The organism is Pseudoalteromonas sp. AS71 (genome assembly GCF_038900275.1).
GTDB lineage: Bacteria > Pseudomonadota > Gammaproteobacteria > Enterobacterales > Alteromonadaceae > Pseudoalteromonas.
In genome coordinates this window covers 143,646-165,478 of record NZ_JBBMQZ010000003.1, presented here as the reverse complement: position 1 = coordinate 165,478, position 21,833 = coordinate 143,646, and the positions used below count along the sequence as shown (strand labels likewise).

Genomic DNA, 21,833 nt, shown 5'->3' with positions numbered 1-21,833 from the left:
CTTTTATTATGGAGTATTTAAAATGACAGCAAAGAATATATTTTTGCTTGGTTCTATGGTGTTTTTGTTAAGTGCTTGTGGAGGTTCAGAAGAAAGCCCTGCTCAAGAGACTATACAATCGCCTACAGCTGAAGTATTAACGCCAACGGTGACTAGCTATATAAATTTAGCTGGCGTTATAGCAAGTAATCAAACCAAGAATACAAAAGTTTTAGGTGCTGTCACTTCAAGTAGAGGAGTTGTTGGATCAAGCATAGCCAATACGCGCGCTAATATTGTTTTTTCACAAATAAACGAAACCGTGCAAGGCAATGTTTCTTTTTTACTTGAAGCTTCGGATGCGGATGGCATTGTTGAAGTTAATTTGGTGCTCCCTAGCGTAAATAAAAGCATATCACTGTGTTCTTCTGATTGTGGTTTTGACTACGAAAAATCAATTATAGGCCTCAGTCCTGTGCTTTATGGGGTAACTCCAGGAGAGATACGCCTAGAAATATGGATAACTGACACTTTAGATAACCAAGTCCTTGCTGATGCAATTACTTTTAACTGGCAACCATATCAAATTGAAGGGGTTGCAGCTCAGCGAGACGAAGATAATATTAATCTTTCGTGGCAAGCTAACCCCGAACTTAATCGTTATAATGTTTATATTGCAACTCAAGCGGGTGTCTCATCTACTAATATTAATGAGTTAGAAAACGGGCAACAATTTTTAAGTATTCAAGATACTGCATTAAGCATTACCGAGTCATTGACAGATAAAAGTTATCAAGTCCTTATTACCGGTGTTGATGGCAGTGGTGAAAGTGGCTTTGCTAATACAATAAACATAGCACCAGTGGGTGGAGAGCTTGCATTTGCGCCAGAAGCTAATGCCGATCAGTTTCAGATAAATGAAGATCAAACTCTACAAGGCAACGTATTAACAAATGATACGAATCAATACAGTGGCGTTTTACGTGTAAATGCTGATGCCTTAATTCTACCGCAGCATGGCACGCTTAATATAAATGAAAATGGGGATTTTACTTATATCCCTATTGCAAACTTTAATGGTGAAGATGCCTTTAGCTATCAAGTTGCTAACGAGCTAGGTATGACAGACACCGCAGTTGTAGAGATAACTATTTTAGCTGTTAATGACGCCCCTATTGCGCTTGATAATACTTATAACATTACAAACAATGGAGCCTTAGTTGTCCTATCGCCTGGCTTACTTATTAACGATAGCGATATAGACTTAGATAACTTAACTGTTGATACAACGCCTGTTAGCGAACCGACAAGAGGACAATTAACTCTTTTTGATAATGGTAGCTTTGAATACCAAGGCGAGCAAAACATGCAAGGTGAAGACAGCTTTCAGTATAGAGTTGTTGATGCACAAGGTGCTCAGGCTATTGCAAATGTAACCATTGTAAGTTCAAACACTAACGTAGCCCCCGTAACAAAAAATGATAGCTATAGTTTAAGCGAAGATGAAACACTTGTGGTTACAGCAGCCAATGGTGTGCTTAGTAACGATACTGACCCAAATAATGACAGTTTTTCAGTTGATGAAACATTTATTGTAGCACCAACACATGGCCAACTATTATTAGCAATTGATGGCAGTTTTAGTTATGTACCAGATGCAAATTTTAATGGTGTTGATCAATTTCAATATCAAGCTATTGACGCTTTAGGAGCGACTTCTACAGCGACAGTAACTTTAATAATAAACAGTGAACCTGATAACCCTGTCGCACAAAATGATGCCTATCAATTTAGTAAAAATAAACTATTTGAAGTAACTACGCAAAATGGCCTACTAGTTAACGATTTTAATATTGAGGCTGGCGATTTATCAGTTAATACCACTGCAATTAATACAACTCAAAATGGCGAGCTTACATTAAAAGTTGATGGCTCGTTCACCTATCAGCCAGACTTAGGTTTTATTGGTGTAGATAGCTTTACTTATTCAATTTCAAATGAGCAAGGCTTAACCGCAACAGCTCAAGTAACGTTAAGTGAAAGCGGTGTTAATACTTTTCCAGAAGCCAATGACGATCAATATACGTTAGATGAAGACAGCTCTGCATCTCTATTAGATGTGCTAGCTAACGACACTGATGCAGATGGCGATACAATTACTATTTCTAACATACAAAATATTGTTGGAGAAGCGACTATTGTTGCCGGAAAAATACAGTTTACTCCACCAGCAAACTTTTCAGGTGAGATAGTACTAACTTACACTATTACTGATGGCTATAGTGTTGGTAATGAAGGTATAAACGATAGAACAGCAAGTGTGACTATTACAGTTACACCCGTAAATGATGCCCCTACTGCAAATGCTGATTCAGCAACGATGAACGAAGATGCTCCTGCGTTATTAGTTAACGTACTAGCTAACGACTCCGATATTGATGGCGATACTCTTGCAATAACAGCTGCTACTGCAGATATAGGCTCTGCATCTGTTGTTGATAATAAAATCCAATACACGCCTGTTGCTAATACAAATGGAACAGCAATTATTAGCTACACAATAAGTGATGGAAGCGGCGGTACTGCAACTACTAACTTAACAATTACTATACTACCAATAAATGATACTCCAATTGCAAACGCTGACTCAGCTATAATTGATGAAGATGCTGCCCCAATACTAATAAACGTATTAGCAAATGACTCTGACGTGGATGGCGATAGCCTCACTATCAGCGCTGTCTCGGCAGATACTGGCTCGGTCTCAGTGATAAGCAATCAAATTCAATACACTCCTGAGACTAACAGCAACGGTTTAGCAACAGTTACTTATACTGTAAGTGATAGTAGCGGTGGTACAAGTACAACAACATTAACTATCACTATTACTCCCGTAAACGATGCCCCAGTTGCAAACGCAGACTTGGCTACCATGGCTGAAGATGCTGCGCCAATACTAATAAACGTATTAGCAAATGATTCAGACGTGGATGGTGATAGCCTCACAATCAGCGCAGCCTCGGCAGATATTGGCTCAGTCTCAGTGGTTGGCAATCAAATTCAATACGCACCTGCAGCCGATAGCAACGGCTTAGCAACAGTTACATATACTGTTAGTGATAATAATGGTGGAACGAATACCGCTACGGTTACTATTACGATAACTGCAGTGAACGACGCACCTGTTGCTAATAGTGATACCGCGACCATGGCTGAAGATGCAGCGCCAATATTAATAAACGTATTAGCAAATGACTCAGATGAAGACGGCGACAGCCTGGCAATCACTTCAGCATCAGCTGATATTGGCTCAGTCTCAGTAGTTGGCAATCAAATTCAATACACCCCTGCACCGAATGAAAATGGACTCGCCACTATAACTTATACTGTTAGTGATAATAATGGTGGGACCAATACTGCCACACTCACTATTACGATAACTGCAGTAAACGATGCGCCTGTTGCCAATGACGATACCGCGACCATGGCTGAAGATGCGGCACCAATACTGATAAACGTATTAGCAAATGATACTGACTCTGATGGCGATAGCTTGGTGATTGCTTCAGCCTCAGCTGATATTGGCTCGGTCTCGATAATTGGCGTTCAAATTCAATATACGCCTGAAGTCAATATCAATGGACTTGCCACAGTAACTTATACTGTTAGTGATAATAATGGTGGAACCAATACAGCCACAGTAGCCATTACCGTAACAGCCGTTAACGATGCCCCCGTAGCGTCAGTTCAAATTTTTAGTATTAATGAAAATGCTACAGATGGTGACATTATAGGGACTGTTAGCGCGTCAGATATTGAGAACCAGACTTTAACTTATAGTTTAACTGGCGGTAACATTGCTTTATTTGAAATTAATAGTAGCTCTGGTGTTTTATCAACCGTAGGTGAAAGCCCATTTGATTTTGAAACAACTAATCAATATATCTTAAATATCACTATAACTGATGATGGCACCCCTAATGAAAGTTCAAACGTTAACATAACCGTTAATATTACTGATGAAGTTGAGCTTTTTATCCCAACTGAAGATTTGACATTTGGCCGCCCAATTACAGGAGAGCTTGATCTTTCGGACATTTTTTCTGCTGGCGAATTTAAAGACAGTATAGAGCTTAATGGCAACCTTTATTTTGTTGGTTTTACCAACAATGCTGATAAAGACCTTCTTATTGTCTCTTACTCAAACAATGGTGATATGAATACTGCCTTTAATAACACCGGCACTAAAATACTCGATTTAGATCAAGACGAAGAAGCCACCGCTATTATTTCTGACGGTACAGATCTTTTCATTGCCTATTCTAGTTTTGATGGCACCCATAATGAAGCTTGTATACTTAAAATGGATCTCGCTGGAACGTTAAGTACTGGTTCGGATGATGACGATGATGATGACGACGACGATGAAAGTGGCGCAGATATTCAATGTACAACGCTTAATAGTACTACCGTTATTAATGACCTTGAAATTGATGGCGATAAATTACTGGCTGTGGGCAAACACTTTGACGGCACTCAAAACGATAGTTTATGGATACACTACAAAAAATCAGATCTAGATTTTGAGAACTCTACTCCAGCTATTGTAGATGTTAGCGGCGCTAATCGAGATGATGAAGGCTTTGCCGTTAAGAACTTTGATAAGTCTGATTACTTAGTTGTAGGGAGTGTTACCAATGCAGAGGGAACAAAAGACTCTCTACTTCGTTATTTAAAATCTGATGGCGATAATGACAATAACTTTAATGGTGGCGCTGCACTAACAATTGATATATCTGATAATGATACAGACGATGAACTTTTTGCGGTAGACGGAGTTGTTGATTCTGAATTTACTGCCTTTGCCGGTGGGTATGTAACAAGAACCAGCGGTGAAAAAGAAGCCGTAGTATTAGCTATTAATGAAGATGGGGAACTAATTACCACTTTTGGCAGTGCTGGTATAGCAATTTACGATGTTGATGGTAATGGCGGAAATGGTAATGGCGGCGCTAAAATTTCCGGTATTAAACACGAACCTATTAACAATGGTATTAGTTTTTCGGGGACTACAGGCGTATCAGCCTCAGAAAAATTATTTTCAGCACGGATTAATGATGAAGGTACTCTAGATGGCGCCTATGGCACCTCCGGCATTAATATAATTGATGGTATAAGTGGTAAGCAATTTGCCAATACTTTAGCTATCGACTCTAATGACACTATTTGGGTAGCAGGTGTTAACGATGACTCAAATACAAAACCGTTTATTGCAGCAATTGACGACCAAGCCACATTATTTAGTAACTTTGAAACCAATGGTTACTTTACCTTTACTAATTCAGTAGATGCAACTAACGATGAATCAATGCACGTTTTACAGCTTAGTAATGGCCCTGATGCTGGGAAATATATTCTTGCATCAACTGCTAAATCGGGCTCAACTACTAAGTTAGTATTAACACGCTTTACGAGTGCGGGTGATATCGATACTGGCTTTAGCGAAAGTGGCCATAAAGAAATTGCCATAGGTTTGAGTAACTCACGCATCGCTTTAACCGAGCAAAGCGACGGTAAATTAGTTATTGCAGGCTCTAAAAATAGTGAAAATGGTGAAGCGAGTTTTGTAGCTAAAGTTGATCAGTCTGGTAATTTAGACACATCATTTGCAACAGACGGTGTATACACAACCTCTGTCAGTGGCGCAGAATTGGTAAATCTGACAGATATTGCACTTGATAACAGCGGTAACATTATTACTGTTGGATCAATCGTAACAAGTGGTACTCCTAGCCCAATCGTTATAATGTTAACGCCAGAAGGCACCCTCGAGCCTAACTTTGGCACTGGCGGAAGTATCATAGGCTCAGCCTTTGAGTACTATAACCGCGTACATACCGACAATGCAGATATTTTCATTGGTGGTAAATCAGTATTAAGTGGCACTTCAAAGCTAATTGCATTGAAGCTAAGCTCAAACGGTACTGAGGTCTTTAAATATATAGGTGAAGAAACCACAGATACCGACAATAAAATAGTGCGGATTTTAACTGACACAACCGGGAAGTTATATTTAATAGCAAACCTTATTGATTCGCCAAATAAAGCCAATGTTATTAGGTTGCTTGTTACGGGTGCGCTTGATACTAGCTATGCTGTAAATGGTGTCGGTGAATATACCTTGGCATCCAGTGGTGACACTGAGCTAAATGGTGCAGCGCTCAATAGCAGCAATCAACTTATTTTAGCCGGCAAGGCTAACGATAAAGGAATGTTAGCGCGTATTTTAACTAACGGTACTTTAGATAATACGTTTGGAGCCAGTGGTGCCGGATTTTATGAAGCAAGCCAATGTGCCAGCACACATGTATTTACTTCAATTATCTTGCAAAATGATACTCAAGTTGTCCTAAGCAGCACCTGTAATGATACTAACTCTAACAATATTAGTATTTCTAAATTCAATTTTGAAGAAGATGGAGCTTAGCCTTAAATTATGAAAGTTAAATTTTTCGGTGTTAGAGGCTCAATGGCTTCAGCTGGAAGTAATACCCACATTTTTGGGGGAAATACCTCATGTGTGTACATTGAACAAAATAATGGCAAAGATCTTATTTTAGACTCTGGTACCGGTATTGTAGAACTCGGTACACGTTTATTAGAAACACAAAGCCCTATCAATATTTTGCTAACACATAATCATTGGGATCATATTCAAGGGTTTCCTTTTTTTAAACCTATATACCAACCCAATCGCGATATAACTATTGCTGTGGGTAACGTTGATGATAAAAAAAGCCAAGATGCCATATTAAAGCAAATGAGTGGTTCGTACTTTCCGGTGTGTTATCAAGATTTACCTGCCAACATTACGCTTAATACTGATTTATCGTCTCAAAAGCAGTTTACACTTAATGGTTTTTTGGTTTCGACTGCTCCACTAAATCACCCAGGTGGTGGTACTGCTTATTGTATTAAAGCGGATGAAAAAAAGGTGGCTTACGTTACCGACAATGAGCTAAACCCGCCAGAAAAAGCAAAAACAAGCATTAGCGAATGGGTCAACTTTATTGAAGGCGCTGATTTACTGATTCATGATGCTCAATTTATAGATGCAGACTTGCCTCTTAAACATGGTTGGGGGCATAGCACTATAGATCAGGTTGCTGAGCTGGCTATAAAAGCGAGTATTAAAAATGTGGTTATTATTAGCCACGACCCATCAAGAACCGATGAGCAGTTATCAGCTATAGAAAAATACCTACAAATAAATTACGGAAAACAAGTAACGATTGAATGTGGTCGAGAAGGACGAGTTTTTGATTTTTAGCCTATCAAGGAGCGTTACTCATTAGTTCCTTAAAACCAATTACTTCAAAGCACTTTTTCATTGGCGCTGTTATTACATTATTAATCGCATCAATAGAGCTATTTTCAACTGGGTCGCTCGCAAAGTTAGTTAACCGCGTAGAAGGTATAATATACGACTCTCGGCTTTTACTAACACTTTCAGAGGCGCCTAGGCGTATTGATGAAACCGTTGTAATAATTGATATCGATGAAAAGAGCATGCAAGAACAAGGACGCTTTCCTTGGAGTCGCTCAAAAGTAGCTGACCTTGTTACAAAGCTTACCGATGCAGGTGTTATTGTTATTGCATTCGATATATTTTTTTCTGAGCCGGAAGAAAATCCTGTTACAAAAATCATGTCCGAAATACCCAATTTATCAAAAAAGTACACTATACCCTTTGCTGAAATTACTAAACAAGTCGATGCAGACTCAAAGCTAGCAAGCGCATTATCTAAAAATGATACTGTTCTTGGTTTTTTATTAATTGATGAACAACTCACAAATCAAAACTTGCCAGCTAAAAGCAGTGTTGTATGGGCAAATGCAGATCATACTAATTCACAAATAAACCAGTTTCCTGGTGCTATTGTAAATATTCCTAAGCTGCAAAATGCGACAACGGGTACTGGTTTTATCAATGCACATAGCGATGAAGATGGTTTTATACGTAAAGCAGCTCTTGTAAATCGAGTTAGCGATAAGCTCTACCCTTCTTTAGCACTTGAAGTTGCTCGGCTGTATACCCTTGCTGAAAACATAGAAACCAGTTCCAATATGTTAGATGGTATAACCTTATTCGAAGGTATAAAGTTTCAAGATAAGTGGATTCAAACTGATGAGTATGGGCAAGTATTAATTCCTTACAAAGGCCGTGCGCATAGCTTTCCTTATTATTCGGCTACCGATATTTTGACCCAGCGAATTGGCTCAGAGGAATTAGAAGGCACTGTAGCGTTTATTGGCACATCGGCAATTGGGCTCGCTGATTTAAGATCAACACCGGTTGGTTTGCAGTACCCTGGTGTTGAGGTACATGCCAACATATTTGAAGGATTAATGCACCCAGAACTACTTCCATCTAAACCTAATTGGTCACTGGGGGCAAGCTTACTCATCATTGCATTAACTGGTGGCGTATTGTCGTTTTTTAGCCACGGTAAGAGCGCACGTTTTATTATTATTTTGTCTCTTATAGTCACAAGTGTCGTTATATTTTCAAACGTTTATTTATGGTCAGTACAAAAAATTAGTTTACCTTTATTAATGCCTCTTTTACTCATCATTATATTAGCGGGTTACTACATCATTGTTGGATCTATCGCTGAGATGAAGCACAGCCGAAAAATAAAATCGATGTTTGACCAATATGTACCTCCTGAGCGTATAGACCAGATGATATTACAAGGTAAAAGTTTATCTCAAAAAAGTGAGCGAAAAAATATGACGGTACTATTTGCCGACATCCGTAGCTTCACCTCTTTATCCGAAAGTATGTCACCTCATCAATTAAGCGACTACTTAAACGAATACCTTACAGCTATTACCAAAATCATATTTGATCATAACGGAACTATTGATAAGTACGTAGGCGATATGGTGATGGCATTTTGGAACGCCCCACTAAAAGATGAAAACCACGCTCGCCATGCTGTTGAAGCCGCAATGGCTATGATAAACGGGTTAACGCAAATAAATCAGTTATTTGCAGAAAGCAGCCAGCCTGCAATAAAAATTGGTATAGGCTTAAGTACTGGCGACATGAATGTAGGTGATATGGGATCGGTTTACCGTAAAGCCTATACAGTTCTTGGTGATACTGTTAATTTAGGTGCTAGAGTAGAAAGCTTGACCAAATTTTACGGCGTAGCTATTCTTGTTACAGAAGAGACTATGAAAGAATGCCCTCATATTTCATTTCGTTTAATAGATAAAGTGCAAGTTGTCGGAAAAACAACGGCGGTACAGTTGTTTGAGCCTATAAACTTTATAGATAAGCTCGATGAAGAGCAGTTAAATGAAGTTGAAAAATCACAGCAAGCCATAACTCTTTTTTATAATAAAAAATGGCCACAAGCACTTAGCTTATTTAAAGAACTACAAAGCACGACCGTATTTAGCTCTGACGTTTATAGTATTTTTATCGAACGTATTAAGGGCACTGATTTGCAAACACTCGCTAAGGATTGGAATGGTGCCTTCAAACATACTAAAAAGTAATAAACATATGCGACAGCACATTATAGATAAAACAAATCTTCAGCATTTTATCGATATTAGCATTAGACTAACAACCGAAAAAAACTCGTCTAAGTTACTTGATGAAATACTGCAAGTTGTAATGTCGATAGCAAATTCTGATGCTGGCAGCATTTACTCTATTACCTCAAACAAACAACTAAAGTTTGAAACAGTAATAAACAAATCATTGAATCTTTATTTAGGCGGCACATTAGGTGGTCCTGTTGATTTTCCTAATATAGATCTTTTTATTGATGGCAAACCAAATGAAACAGCTATTGTTGCTCACTCCGCGAACTCTGGCGAAGTGATTAATATTCCTGACGTGTATGATGCCCTGCCCTTTGATATGAGCGCAGCTCGCAAAATGGATGCACGCACGGGTTATCGCTCTGAGTCCATGCTAACAATTCCCTTGAAAGATCATGAAGATGATATTATTGGTGTCATTCAGCTTATAAATGTTAAAGACGAGCAAAATAAAAATATTCCTTTTAGTGAAGAACTCGCCACTTTAATTCGATCTTTTGCCTCTCTAGGCGCTATTTCATTAACTAACTCAACACTGATTAAGGGAATGGAAGATCTTTTTTCAACCTTTGCTGAAACAATTGCAATGGCAATAGATGAAAAATCACCTCATACCGGCGGCCATTGTAAAAGAGTGCCAGCGCTCACATTAATGTTAGCTGATGCAGTCCATGATATAGATAAAGGCCCATTGGCTTCATTTTCGATGAGTGAAGCTGACCGCCATGAACTTGATATAGCAGGCTGGTTACATGACTGTGGGAAAATCGCGACTCCCGATCACATTATGGAAAAGTCGACAAAACTAGAAACTATTTTTGATCGAATAAAATATGTAGATGCTAAATTTGAAATAATTAGCCGAGATTTAAAAATAGCGTATCAGCAAAAAATCATCTGTGCGATGAAGCTGCAAAAACCTATCGAAGTTCAACAATTTGAACGACTACTTGATACCGAACTTAAACAGTTGGCATTAGACCGTGCATTATTACAGCGTGTTAATGTAGGGGGCGAGTTTTTAGGTGATGCAGAACTTGAGCACATTGAACGCATTGCAAACAAATACCAACTCGTTATTAATGATATTAATACACCATTGCTCTCAGCTGATGAAGTTGAAAACTTAACAATACGAAGAGGCACGTTAACCGAAGCCGAACGTGAAGTAATGAAGCGTCATATGGATGTAACTAAAAATATTTTAGATGCCCTGCCGTTCCCTAAACACTTAAGCAATGTTACTGAATATGCTTTAGGTCATCATGAAAAACTTGACGGTACTGGTTACCCTAGAGGTTTAACCAAAGAGCAAATGTCGGTGCCTGCGAGGTTAATGGCTATTACGGATATTTTTGAAGCGCTGTCTGCGGTAGACAGGCCTTACAAAAAAGCAAAACCGGTCAGTGAATGTTTATTTATTTTGGGGTCAATGGTTGCTAAAAACCATCTTGATGCTGACATTTTTGCTATTTTTATTGAGTCACAAGTTTATAAAAATTACATCAATGAGTATGCAAATCCTGAGCAGTTAGATGAGATAGATTTTGATAATTTACCAGGCTACACACCTATAAGTTAATAGCTATAAAAGCGCATTTCCATCTAAAAAGCTTTATTGCAAACAAAACTATTCAAACAAAAAAATGCCACCTTACGGTGGCATTTACACACGGGGTTATTTCTACTTATAGAAATCCTTTTACTTTTTATTTGTTTTTTAGTGTTGTTTTATTAACAAAAAATATGGTCATAAAGGTAGCATTAAGCGCTTTATGTAGCAACCGTAAAAGAAAAAGTTCATCTTTCTGCCATATTTCTGAAATAAACCAAAACGCAATTAAATTCGCTTCTAAAAAACAGCTATATCTTTATACACACGTATTTTTCTTCTAGGTATTCATCAAGCCCTTGATGCCCGCCTTCGCGGCCTAAACCTGATTGCTTAACACCACCAAATGGCGCTACTGGGTTTGATATAACACCTTCGTTTACACCTACCATACCAAATTCAAGCCCTTCACTAATTCGGTAGACTTGCTTAATGTTTTGACTGTAAAAGTAGGCTGCTAGGCCAAATGGTACATCGTTAGCAAGTGCAAGCACTTCACTTTCTTCATCAAAAGGAATAACCGTTAATACTGGACCAAATACTTCTTCGTGGTAAATATCCATCTCGGTAGTTACGTTATTTACTATTAATGGGTTTTGAAAGCTGCCACCTAAGTCACTATTATCGCCAATCAACGTAGCGCCTTTATCGAGTGCGTCTTGTACTAACTGTTGTACTTTCTCTTTGGCTTTAGGATAAATGAGTGGACCAATATCGACATCGTCTTCAAAACCATTTGCCACTTTTAACGCTGCAACCTTAGGGGTGATTTTTGAAAGTACTTTATCGAGAATATTACGCTGTATAAAAATACGGTTTGCTGCAACACATGCCTGCCCACTATTTCTAAATTTAGCCGCCATTAATCCTTCGACTGCTTCATCTAAATCTGCATTATCAAAAATAATAAAAGGAGCATTACCACCGAGCTCCATTGATGTACGTTTAATTGTATCGGCGCATTGCGATAGTAACTGCTTACCTACACCGGTAGATCCAGTAAATGTAAACTTACGCACGACTTCTGAATCAGTCAGCATTTTACCGACTGTTTTAGCATCTTGTGATACGAGTACGTTAAATGCACCTTTAACAAAACCAGCTTGATCGGCCAGATAAGCAAGTGCAATAGCACATAGTGGCGTGTGTTCAGAAGGTTTAAGTATAAAACTACAGCCCGCAGCGTAAGCTGGAGCTACTTTACGAGTAACCATAGCAACAGGGAAGTTCCACGGCGTTATACCCGCTACAACACCTACAGGCTGCTTAAAACTAGTTAAACGATGCGAGTTATCTGTTGGCGGAATTACATCACCGTAACTGCGCTTGGCTTCTTCTGCAAACCATTTGATAAAACCAGCACCGTAATCAATTTCGCCAAGCGATTCTTTGAGCGGCTTGCCTTGCTCTTTGGTCATTAGCTCTGCAAGTGTTTGTTTGTGCTTTATAACTAGCTCATACCAGCGCATTAACGTTTCGCTTCGCTCGGTCGCATTCGTAGTTTTTAACTTAACAAAAGCCCCTTGAGCTGCAGTTATTGCGCTATTTACACCCTGCTCGTCAATATCGCTTACATCAACAATACTTTCTTCGGTCGCGGGATCGTTAACGCTAAAGCGCGTATCAGTTTTATAAAACTCGCCGTTAATAAATGAGTCTGAGAAAGTTAAATTATTCAAAATAGATCTCCTAAAGGCTACGTATAAAAATTACAGGTACGTGTTAATTTAGTAACAAGCGAGGTGTAAAACCTCACCTACATCAACACATACGCCAAACTTGTAGGTGCGAATTTATTTCGCGCTTATGCAACATAGCGAGGTATAAAACCTCACCTACATCAATACATACACCAAACTTGTAGGTGCGAATTTACTTCGCGCTCATGTAATTTGGTTTTAATGCAGCTTTAATGCAAAATAAAGCGAGATATAAAACCTCACTTACAAAAATGAACGCATACAAACAAAAAAGCCGCTGTATCAAACAGCGGCTTTTAATATATACATCGTTAAAAACTAGTGCTCTTCATTAACGATATTGAGATTGTACTTAGGTATTTCAACCACTAGGTCTTCATCTCTTATAATTGCTTGGCAACCAAGGCGTGACTCAGGCTCTAAGCCCCATGCTTTATCTAGCATGTCGTCTTCTAGCTCATCACTTTCTTCAAGTGAATCAAATCCTTCACGAATCACTAAGTGACACGTAGTACATGCACAAGACTTTTCACAAGCATGCGCAATGCTGATACCATTTTTAAGCGCAGCGTCGAGTACTGTTTGGCCTGTAGGTGCTTCGATTGCAGCGCCGTCAGGACATAATTCAGGATGTGGAAGAAAAACAATTTGTGGCATTCTAATCTCTCTTAAATGTTGTCTACTGACTGCCCTGTAAGGGCTTTTTTAATTGATGCATCCATTCTGCGCGATGCAAAGTCGCTACTCGCATTATCGACTTTTTCGATAGCTGCTTTAATTTCGCCAGGCTCTTGTGCATTTTCGCGCACTTTTACCAGTTCTGCAATTTCAGTGCGTAAGTTAGCTAGTTGCATATCATCAAGCAATGCACCATCAGCTGCAAGTGATGCATTAAGCGCTTCTATTACACGCAGTGCTTCTACTTGTTGCTCTTTGAGCATACGCGCTTGCATATCGCCTTTCGCGTTACTCATTGACTCTTTTAGCATGTTAGCTACTTGGTCGTCAGATAAACCAAACGAAGGCTTAACTTGAATTTCAGCTTGTACGCCCGTAGATTTTTCCATTGCAGATACACTTAATAAACCATCTGCATCTACCTTAAAGGTCACACGAATATGCGCAGCGCCTGCCGCCATTGGTGGAATACCTTTTAAGCTAAACTTAGCAAGCGATCGACAATCATCAACAAGCTCACGTTCACCTTGCAGCACATGTAATGACATGGCTGTTTGGCCGTCTTTGAACGTTGTAAATTCTTGCGCGCGTGCTACCGGAATCGTCGTATTGCGTGGAATGATTTTTTCAACCAAACCGCCCATAGTTTCAAGGCCTAGCGACAACGGCAATACATCAAGTAACAACATATCAGAATCAGGCTTATTGCCAATTAACACATCAGCCTGAAGCGCAGCACCTAATGCAACAACACGATCGGGGTCGATTGAAGTCAGTGGCTCTTTATCAAAAAAGCTTTGTACTTGGCTACGTACCAGTGGCATACGAGTTGAACCGCCTACCATAATAACTTGCAGTACTTCGTCGTTTTCTATGCCAGCATCTTTTACAGCACGACGACACGAACGCAGCGTTTTTTTAACGAGAGGCATAGCCATTTCGTCAAACGTTTCGCGCGTTACTTCTACTGTGTATTTTTGATCGTCAAACTCAAGACCCACATTTACTTTGGCGTATTGGCTTAGTGCCTCTTTACATGCTTTTGCTTTATTGATGAATAAACGTAAAACTGAAGGTGACAACGCTGACACACCCGTTTGCTGCTTAAAGTAATCAACTAGTAATGAGTCAAAGTCATCACCACCTAAGCTTGAGTCGCCACCAGTGGCCATTACTTCAAACACACCTTGGTGTAATCTAAGTACTGATATATCAAATGTACCACCGCCTAAATCGTAAACAGCAATAATACCCTCTTGGCCAGAATCTAAACCATAAGCAACAGCTGCTGCTGTTGGCTCATTTAATAAACGTAGTACGTTAATACCAGCAAGTTCTGCGGCATCTTTAGTACTTTGGCGCTGCGCGTCATCAAAGTACGCAGGCACTGTAATTACAGCCCCTAAAATTTCTTGATTACCAAAGCTTTGCTCAGCACGTGATCTTAATGCAGCTAAAATATGGCTTGATGCTTTAATTGGGCTGATTTTGCCAGCCGCAGTTTCTATTGCTAGCGCACCATTGTCTTCACAAAACTCATACGGTAATTGGCCATAACTTTGCTCTATTTCAGCCTGAGTTTTGCCTAAAAAACGCTTAACCGAAATAAGTGTATTAGCAGGATCTTGCGTTGCTGCTTGTGCAGCCTCTGCGCCAACAGTAATACCGCCTGCTTGATAACGAACAACCGACGGTAACATAGCCGCGCCAAGATCATCAGTTAACGTGCGGGCTTCGCCACTTTGTACTGTTGCAACTAATGAATTGGTTGTACCAAGGTCAATACCAATAGCTAGTTTATGTTCGTGTGGTGCCGCGCTCTGCCCCGGCTCAGCAATTTGCAATAATGCCATAATGCTCTTTAAACTCGTGTTGCTCGCTTTGCAGCAAGTAATTAATCGTCAAATAAACTGTCTTCAATGCGCTCTAGTTCGTCACGCAACTTATAAACAAACTTCAGTTTACGAATATTATCTGCGGCAAGTTGATATTGCTGCTCATCGTTACTTGCTAGTTGCTCGGCAAGTTGTGCACTGTACTGCGCGTTTAGTTGCTTAATTTGTTTTTCAAAATTTGCAATCGCAGTATCAGGATCGCTTGATGATGTTAGCTCTTCAAGCTCTTCGCGAAGTTCCATTTGCTGCATTAAAAACATTGGATCTTGCAAGGTTTGCTGCTCTGCACGAATATCAACGCCTAGCTCGCTCAACATATATTCAGCACGCTTTACTGGGTGCTTTAATATTTGTAGCGCATCGTTAATTTCGGCGGCGCTTTGCACAGCCATTAACTTATCGCGGCTGCTCGCATTCGCGTGGCGATCTGGATGTACAGTACGTTGTAATTCCAAGTAGTGCTTGTTAACTGTTACTAAATCAATATTGTAGTCAACTGGTATTGCAAATAACTCAAAATAGCGCATAACTTCAACCAATAAAATTCAGAAATTAATTTCAAAAATAACAAAGCCCTACATTAACTGGCAGGGCTTATTTATACTACAAAGATATTTAAATCTTAAACGGTAAAGCTTTCGCCACAACCACACTCATCTGCTTGGTTAGGGTTTCTAAATTTAAACCCTTCATTTAAGCCTTCTTTAGTGTAGTCGAGCTCTGTGCCGTCGATGTAAACTAAGCTTTTAGCGTCAACAATTAATGTGACACCTTTAGCCGCAAAAGTTTCATCGTCTTCGTTTAAATCGTCAACAAACTCAAGTACATAAGCAAGACCTGAACAGCCCGTCGTTTTAATGCCAACGCGCAGGCCTAAACCTTTACCGCGGTTTGCTAAAAATGATTGTACGCGGTTTGCTGCCGCATCTGTCAATGTCACTGCCATGAGTTTCTCTTCTTACTTCGCTTGTTTGCTTTTGTAGTCTGCAATTGCTGCTTGAATTGCATCTTCGGCTAAAATTGAACAGTGAATTTTCACTGGTGGTAATTCTAGCTCTGCACTGATATCAGTGTTTTTAATTGTCGCTGCTTCGTCTAGCGTTTTGCCTTTAACCCACTCTGTTACAAGTGAAGATGAAGCAATTGCGCTACCACAACCGTAGGTTTTGAATTTTGCATCTTCAATAACGCCAGTGGCAGATACTTTAATTTGCAATTTCATTACGTCACCACATGCTGGTGCGCCTACCATACCCGTTGCCACTGACGGATCGTTCTTATCTAGAGTACCTACGTTACGTGGGTTTTCTACGTGGTCGATTACTTTATCACTATAAGCCATTATTCTATCCTCATTACCTGCTAGGGTATGTGCTCACACTATTAGTGGTGAGCCCATTCAACTGAATCTAAATCAATACCTTCTTGATGCATCTCCCAAAGTGGAGACATCTCACGTAGGCGACCGATAGAGTTTTTCATTAATTCGACGGTGTAATCAATCTCTTCTTCGGTAGTAAAGCGACCAATACTAAAACGAATTGAGCTATGTGCTAATTCGTCGTTACGGCCAAGTGCACGTAATACATAAGAAGGCTCTAAGCTTGCAGATGTACAGGCTGAACCTGACGATACTGCAATGTCTTTTACTGCCATAAGTAACGACTCACCTTCAACAAAGTTAAAGCTGATGTTTACAATGCCAGGTACTGATTGGTCTTGTGTGCCGTTAAAGTATACTTCGTCCATATCAGCCATAATGCCGTCGATTAAACGATTACGTAGTGCGCTGATGTGTGCGTGATCTTTTTCGAAATCTTGCTTAGCGATTTTAAACGCAGTACCCATACCCACTAATTGGTGAGTAGCTAGTGTACCTGAACGCATACCACGTTCATGTCCGCCACCGTGCATTTGCGCTTCAAGGCGAGCACGTGGTTTACGACGAACGTAAAGTGCGCCAACACCTTTAGGGCCATACACTTTATGTGCAGAGAACGACATAAAATCAACTTTAAGCTGTTGCACGTCAATTAATACTTTACCCGCGCTTTGCGCTGCATCTACGTGGAACATAATTTTACGTTCGCGACACATTTCGCCAATAGTCGCGATATCTTGAATTACACCTAGCTCGTTATTAACGTGCATGATGCTTACAAGTACTGTGTCGTCACGCATTGTGTCGGCAAGTTTTTGTAAATCAAGTAGGCCGTTTTCTTCAACGTCCATGTAAGTTACTTCAAAACCTTGGCGCTCAAGCTCACGACATGTGTCGATTACAGCTTTATGCTCAGTTTTAGCGGTAATAACGTGCTTACCTTTTTTCTTGTAAAACTGTGCTGCACCTTTAATAGCAAGGTTATTTGATTCTGTTGCACCCGATGTGAAAACAATTTCACGTGGGTCTGCATTAATTAAATCTGCAATATCTGTACGCGCTTGGTCAACAGCTTCTTCTGCTTGCCAACCAAAACGGTGTGAGCGTGACGCAGGATTACCAAACTTACCGTCCATTGTCAGGCATTGCATCATTTCTTTAGCAACACGTTCGTCAACAGGCGTGGTCGCTGCGTAATCTAAATAAATCGGTAACTTCATTTCTCTCTCCGCTGCAGGTCAACCTTAAAGTTGACAGCTTACTTGAATGTTTTCCAACTGCTTAATTGCATTATTGATACTGTTATCTTGGCGCGATGCTATTTCTTTCACATCTGATTTTTCCACCAATTCAGCAAGGGTAATATTATTCAAAAATTCTTCTATGCGTGCGCTTAAGTCTGACCACAAATTATGTGTTAAACAGCGCATACCACTCTGACAGCCGGTATCGGCACCTTGGCAACGTGTTGCATCGACCGATTCGTCTACGGCGCTAATAATATCGCCAACAGAGATAACGCTCGCTTCACGTCCTAGTAAATAACCACCACCAGGTCCACGAACAGAACTTACTAGGCCATTTTTACGTAAACGAGCAAATAATTGTTCAAGGTAAGACAAAGAAATTTCTTGTCTTTGTGAAATATCAGCAAGGGCTACAGGACCTACACCTGTGTGTAGTGCAACATCCAGCATAGCTGTAACGGCATATCTGCCTTTTGATGTTAACTTCATAACGCCCCCTGCACAAAAGAGTGCAAATTTTAATTACCAGAGTAAATTAGTCAAGTATTATCACTTGATAAAAATTTGATTTAGAAACTCATACTTTTAAATTGTAGAGTAAACAAATTTTCAATACTTGACCTCTTTGGTCAAGTATTGCAGCTATTGTAATTACCTGAGTATTTTAGTCAAGTATTAGCTAGTTATTTACCTATTGGTTTTTATAACTAATAGCTATACCTAAGTTACTTAGGGATAGCCTTATTAATTGAGGTGAGAATACCGCGTAAAATATTCATTTCGGCATCTTCAGGGTGAGCTCGGTTAAACAAACGGCGTAATTTAGTCATAACTAAACCAGGGTGTTGTTTGATGATAAAACCTGTTTTGAAAAGTGTATCTTCAAGGTGATCATAAAACAGCTCTGTTTGCTTTGAGCTTGGGTAAACAGCATCGTCTTCTTCAACCTTTTTAGGTTGTTGATTTAAAAATGCCATACGCGTTTCGTAGCTAAGTGTTTGTACGGCCATTGCTAAATTAAGCGAGCTGTATTCTGGATTAGCAGGAATACATACATGGTAATTACAAAGCTGTAATTCTTCGTTAGTTAAGCCGCTGTTTTCACGACCAAATACTAGCGCTACAGGGCCATTTACCGCTTCAGTAACGAGTTTTTCACCACATTCACGTGGTTCAACCATTGGCCACGAAAGCGTACGAGAGCGCGCACTTGTGCCAATCGTTAATGTACAGTCAGCGATAGCTTCTTCAACAGTACCTACAATAACTGCATTGCCTAAAACATCAGTTGCGCCTGCAGCTAAAGCACTTGCTTGGCTGTCTATTTCACAAGCAGGATCAACTAAATAAAGTTTTGATAAACCCATGGTTTTCATGGCGCGAGCCGCCGAACCAATATTGCCCGAATGTGACGTGTTAACTAAAACAATGCGAATATCGTCTAAGATCATTACTGTGCTACTTTGCTATGCCAAAAAATTGCGCAAATTCTAACATGAAAATGTAATAAGATCCTAGATTCAAAAGGCTAGATCCTAAGATCCAAGCCAATATAACGATTCTTACATGGGTAAATTCTAGGGATATACCACCAATTTGTTTTGATGTTTAAACCATTGCCGCCTTTACATAAACATCAAAACGGTTCTTTTTGGTTTTAATTTGCATACTTGGGGTTTTTTCGTTTAAGAATGGCGCATAATCGGGGCGTTTTACAACGACACGCTTACTGGCAAGTGGATAGGCAAAATCAAGTAGGTCGTCTGCGTCGTTGTCTGCACCAACTAGCTCTTGAAATACGCGCATTTCTTTTTTAACTAATGCTGATTTTTCGCGATGCGGAAACATGGGATCTAAATAAACAACATCGGGCATGCTTTCGCACTGAGAGAGCAAGGTATGGCTTGAGCCAAATATTAGGCTCATGTTTTCTTTCATCCACACACCAATTTCAATATCGCTATAGGCTCGCTTTAACCCATCGTATAAAAGGGCTGCAACAACCGGATGACGTTCATGTAATATAACTTTGCACCCTAGCGAGGCAAGTACAAAGCCGTCTCGCCCAAGGCCTGCGGTAGCATCAAGTACAACAGGCGTTGCACCTTTATTTAAACCAACCGCTTTGGCAATAGCTTGCCCTTTACCACCGCCAAACTTGCGCCGATGGGCAGCAGCACCGGTTACAAAATCAACATTAATTGCACCTAGTTTAGGCTCATCGGTTTTAAATAGGCTTAACCCTTTATCGTCGTAATGTAAGCTAAAGCCACAGCAATTTTGCGCCCATTGGGCTAAACCAAAGCGTGTTTCTAATTCATTTAAATAAGGACGTAACTCTTTAAAAGCACACTGAATAACCACAATAAACTCCGACGATAAAATACGCCTGTAGTATATCAACCGCTTTACTTTAAAGCACTAAAATAGCTCTATATCACTGTGATGATTCGTATTGACCTTTGCGGCTTCCGCTTTAGTGCGTAAATTAGATATAAGTTCATTGCGGCTTTCGGCAACTTGTTTAAGCTGATATTTGATAAAGGCTAAATCGCTATTAGCCGATACAAATAACTGCATTGTTTGATCCAGTTGGGATATATATAAGGTGAGATCCGCGGGATTTGCTTGTGTTTGTTGTAGCTTAATGGCGCAGTCAAGTTCATGTAGCTGTTCTATAAATATTTTAGTACTTTTGTTTTGCTCTACATTTTGAGTAGTTAACTGCTTAACAATGTCCTGAAGGGCTGTACTTATTTGAGCTGCCTGCTCATAACTGCTTTCGCTTCTTTCCATGGTAACAACCTTCTCGTTGGTCACTTCTAATATATGCGGGAAAAGATCTTTGTAGCGCCCGTACAAAGCATCGTTATCAACAGGCATATTTTTTATCAAAAGGGATACTTTGGGATAATTAATAATAGTACTGCTACCAATATCAACAAATCGTTGAGCATGTCGATGCTGCTCTAGCAGCTCTTGCTCTAGCGGACAAACACCACTTTGCTGGCTGTAAAAAATACCTTTGCTTTGATACCAAAACACAACCACAACATCTAAATTTAAAGGTGCAAAAAAAGTAAAAAAGTATTCACTCAACGATTGAAAGTTATTAGCGTGATAACTTTGTCCAACGTAGCGCATTATACGCCCCATATCGCCCGACTCTGTCATTGCTATTTCAGCTGTTTTATTCGCTTTTGCTATATCCAATTTAAGTTTTGCGCATTTTTGCCTATATTCGTAAAGTACCTTTATTCGCGCTATTAACTCTTCTGCGTTAAAAGGTTTTGTAATGTAATCGGATGCGCCGACGCTGTAACCTTTTACCCGATCGCTTAGCTCTATTTTAGATGAGAGAAACATAACGGGAATATCTTGAGTATTTTGACTTTGCTTTATTGTTTTACATACGTCATAACCTGACATACCTGGCATTTCAATATCGAGTAAAATAATATCTGGGTTGTATTTATTGGTTAGCCTTAATCCTTCATCGCCATCTTTTGCATGAATTATTTTACAAAACCCTGCTAAAGACTCTTCAATTATATGATGAACATACTTGTCGTCATCAATTGCCAATACCAACTTTGCCATGCCTTAGTCCATTTTATTAGGTGTGCTAAAAGCATAGTACGGTAGGATGAAATTACTAAAAATTATTAGATAATAATTTTAAAATAATAAAAAAGCGCCATTAAGGCGCTTTAATTTGGT

General features: G+C 39.6%; 15 protein-coding genes. 4 read left to right on the top strand and 11 right to left on the bottom strand.

Translation table 11 applies throughout. The annotated features are described in order from the left end of the window. The first annotated feature begins 22 nt into the window (after positions 1–22). Genes WNY98_RS03655 through WNY98_RS03640 form a run of 4 tightly spaced genes read left to right on the top strand, consistent with a single transcriptional unit; the run spans position 23 to position 11,182 of the window. Entirely contained in the window at positions 23–6,466 is a 6,444-nt protein-coding gene (locus WNY98_RS03655) for an Ig-like domain-containing protein (RefSeq protein WP_342877146.1), read from the top strand. A gap of 9 nt (positions 6,467–6,475) precedes the next feature. Next, positions 6,476–7,309, top strand: coding sequence for an MBL fold metallo-hydrolase (locus WNY98_RS03650; RefSeq protein ID WP_342877145.1), 834 nt, complete (start codon positions 6,476–6,478; stop codon positions 7,307–7,309). A gap of 20 nt (positions 7,310–7,329) precedes the next feature. Continuing rightward, on the top strand, positions 7,330–9,549 hold the full coding sequence (locus WNY98_RS03645) for an adenylate/guanylate cyclase domain-containing protein (RefSeq protein WP_342877176.1): 2,220 nt from the start codon (positions 7,330–7,332) through the stop codon (positions 9,547–9,549). Beyond that, a complete protein-coding gene (locus WNY98_RS03640) occupies positions 9,521–11,182 on the top strand; it encodes an HD domain-containing phosphohydrolase (protein ID WP_342877144.1) in 1,662 nt (553 codons plus the stop codon). The genes WNY98_RS03645 and WNY98_RS03640 overlap by 29 nt, the downstream gene beginning before the upstream one ends. 281 nt (positions 11,183–11,463) lie before the next feature. Here the strand turns inward: WNY98_RS03640 and WNY98_RS03635 are convergent, their stop codons facing one another. From WNY98_RS03635 to WNY98_RS03585, 11 genes are all read right to left on the bottom strand, one after another. After that, positions 11,464–12,891: an NAD-dependent succinate-semialdehyde dehydrogenase gene (locus tag WNY98_RS03635; RefSeq protein WP_342877143.1), complete on the bottom strand. Its 1,428-nt coding sequence runs from the start codon at positions 12,889–12,891 to the stop codon at positions 11,464–11,466. Positions 12,892–13,230: 339 nt separating this feature from the next. Further along, positions 13,231–13,569: an ISC system 2Fe-2S type ferredoxin gene (gene fdx / locus WNY98_RS03630; RefSeq protein WP_002958430.1), complete on the bottom strand. Its 339-nt coding sequence runs from the start codon at positions 13,567–13,569 to the stop codon at positions 13,231–13,233. Between the two features lie 11 nt (positions 13,570–13,580). Beyond that, on the bottom strand, positions 13,581–15,443 hold the full coding sequence (gene hscA, locus WNY98_RS03625) for a Fe-S protein assembly chaperone HscA (RefSeq protein WP_197102573.1): 1,863 nt from the start codon (positions 15,441–15,443) through the stop codon (positions 13,581–13,583). Positions 15,444–15,484: 41 nt separating this feature from the next. Further along, entirely contained in the window at positions 15,485–16,012 is a 528-nt protein-coding gene (hscB, locus tag WNY98_RS03620; protein WP_024598032.1) for a co-chaperone HscB, read from the bottom strand. A gap of 95 nt (positions 16,013–16,107) precedes the next feature. Further along, positions 16,108–16,431 carry an iron-sulfur cluster assembly protein IscA gene (gene iscA, locus WNY98_RS03615; protein WP_007377674.1) on the bottom strand — a complete coding sequence of 108 codons (324 nt, stop codon included), beginning with the start codon at positions 16,429–16,431 and terminating at the stop codon, positions 16,108–16,110. Positions 16,432–16,443: 12 nt separating this feature from the next. Continuing rightward, positions 16,444–16,827, bottom strand: coding sequence for a Fe-S cluster assembly scaffold IscU (iscU, locus tag WNY98_RS03610; RefSeq protein WP_002958426.1), 384 nt, complete (start codon positions 16,825–16,827; stop codon positions 16,444–16,446). A 41-nt stretch (positions 16,828–16,868) separates the two neighbouring features. Continuing rightward, complete coding sequence (locus tag WNY98_RS03605; RefSeq protein ID WP_002958425.1) at positions 16,869–18,086, bottom strand: IscS subfamily cysteine desulfurase; 1,218 nt, start codon at positions 18,084–18,086, stop codon at positions 16,869–16,871. Between the two features lie 24 nt (positions 18,087–18,110). Further along, complete coding sequence (gene iscR, locus WNY98_RS03600) at positions 18,111–18,602, bottom strand: Fe-S cluster assembly transcriptional regulator IscR (protein ID WP_007586371.1); 492 nt, start codon at positions 18,600–18,602, stop codon at positions 18,111–18,113. Positions 18,603–18,838: 236 nt separating this feature from the next. Further along, entirely contained in the window at positions 18,839–19,564 is a 726-nt protein-coding gene (gene trmJ / locus WNY98_RS03595) for a tRNA (cytosine(32)/uridine(32)-2'-O)-methyltransferase TrmJ (protein WP_342877142.1), read from the bottom strand. A 157-nt stretch (positions 19,565–19,721) separates the two neighbouring features. After that, positions 19,722–20,477, bottom strand: a complete 756-nt coding sequence (locus WNY98_RS03590) for a class I SAM-dependent methyltransferase (protein WP_182694804.1) — start codon at positions 20,475–20,477, stop codon at positions 19,722–19,724. 57 nt (positions 20,478–20,534) lie between these two features. Beyond that, positions 20,535–21,713, bottom strand: a complete 1,179-nt coding sequence (locus WNY98_RS03585; RefSeq protein WP_342877141.1) for a response regulator — start codon at positions 21,711–21,713, stop codon at positions 20,535–20,537. Positions 21,714–21,833 lie beyond the last annotated feature (120 nt).

Bases quoted from the DNA above. Each gene is read 5' to 3' on its own strand.
- WNY98_RS03655 (WP_342877146.1), top strand. From the start codon at position 23: ATGACAGCAAAGAATATATTTTTGCTTGGTTCTATGGTGTTTTTGTTA.
- WNY98_RS03650 (WP_342877145.1), top strand. From the start codon at position 6,476: ATGAAAGTTAAATTTTTCGGTGTTAGAGGCTCAATGGCTTCAGCTGGA.
- WNY98_RS03640 (WP_342877144.1), top strand. From the start codon at position 9,521: ATGGTGCCTTCAAACATACTAAAAAGTAATAAACATATGCGACAGCAC.
- fdx (WP_002958430.1), bottom strand. From the start codon at position 13,569: ATGCCACAAATTGTTTTTCTTCCACATCCTGAATTATGTCCTGACGGC.
- hscA (WP_197102573.1), bottom strand. From the start codon at position 15,443: ATGGCATTATTGCAAATTGCTGAGCCGGGGCAGAGCGCGGCACCACAC.
- hscB (WP_024598032.1), bottom strand. From the start codon at position 16,012: ATGCGCTATTTTGAGTTATTTGCAATACCAGTTGACTACAATATTGAT.
- iscA (WP_007377674.1), bottom strand. From the start codon at position 16,431: ATGGCAGTGACATTGACAGATGCGGCAGCAAACCGCGTACAATCATTT.
- iscU (WP_002958426.1), bottom strand. From the start codon at position 16,827: ATGGCTTATAGTGATAAAGTAATCGACCACGTAGAAAACCCACGTAAC.
- WNY98_RS03605 (WP_002958425.1), bottom strand. From the start codon at position 18,086: ATGAAGTTACCGATTTATTTAGATTACGCAGCGACCACGCCTGTTGAC.
- iscR (WP_007586371.1), bottom strand. From the start codon at position 18,602: ATGAAGTTAACATCAAAAGGCAGATATGCCGTTACAGCTATGCTGGAT.
- trmJ (WP_342877142.1), bottom strand. From the start codon at position 19,564: ATGATCTTAGACGATATTCGCATTGTTTTAGTTAACACGTCACATTCG.
- WNY98_RS03585 (WP_342877141.1), bottom strand. From the start codon at position 21,713: ATGGCAAAGTTGGTATTGGCAATTGATGACGACAAGTATGTTCATCAT.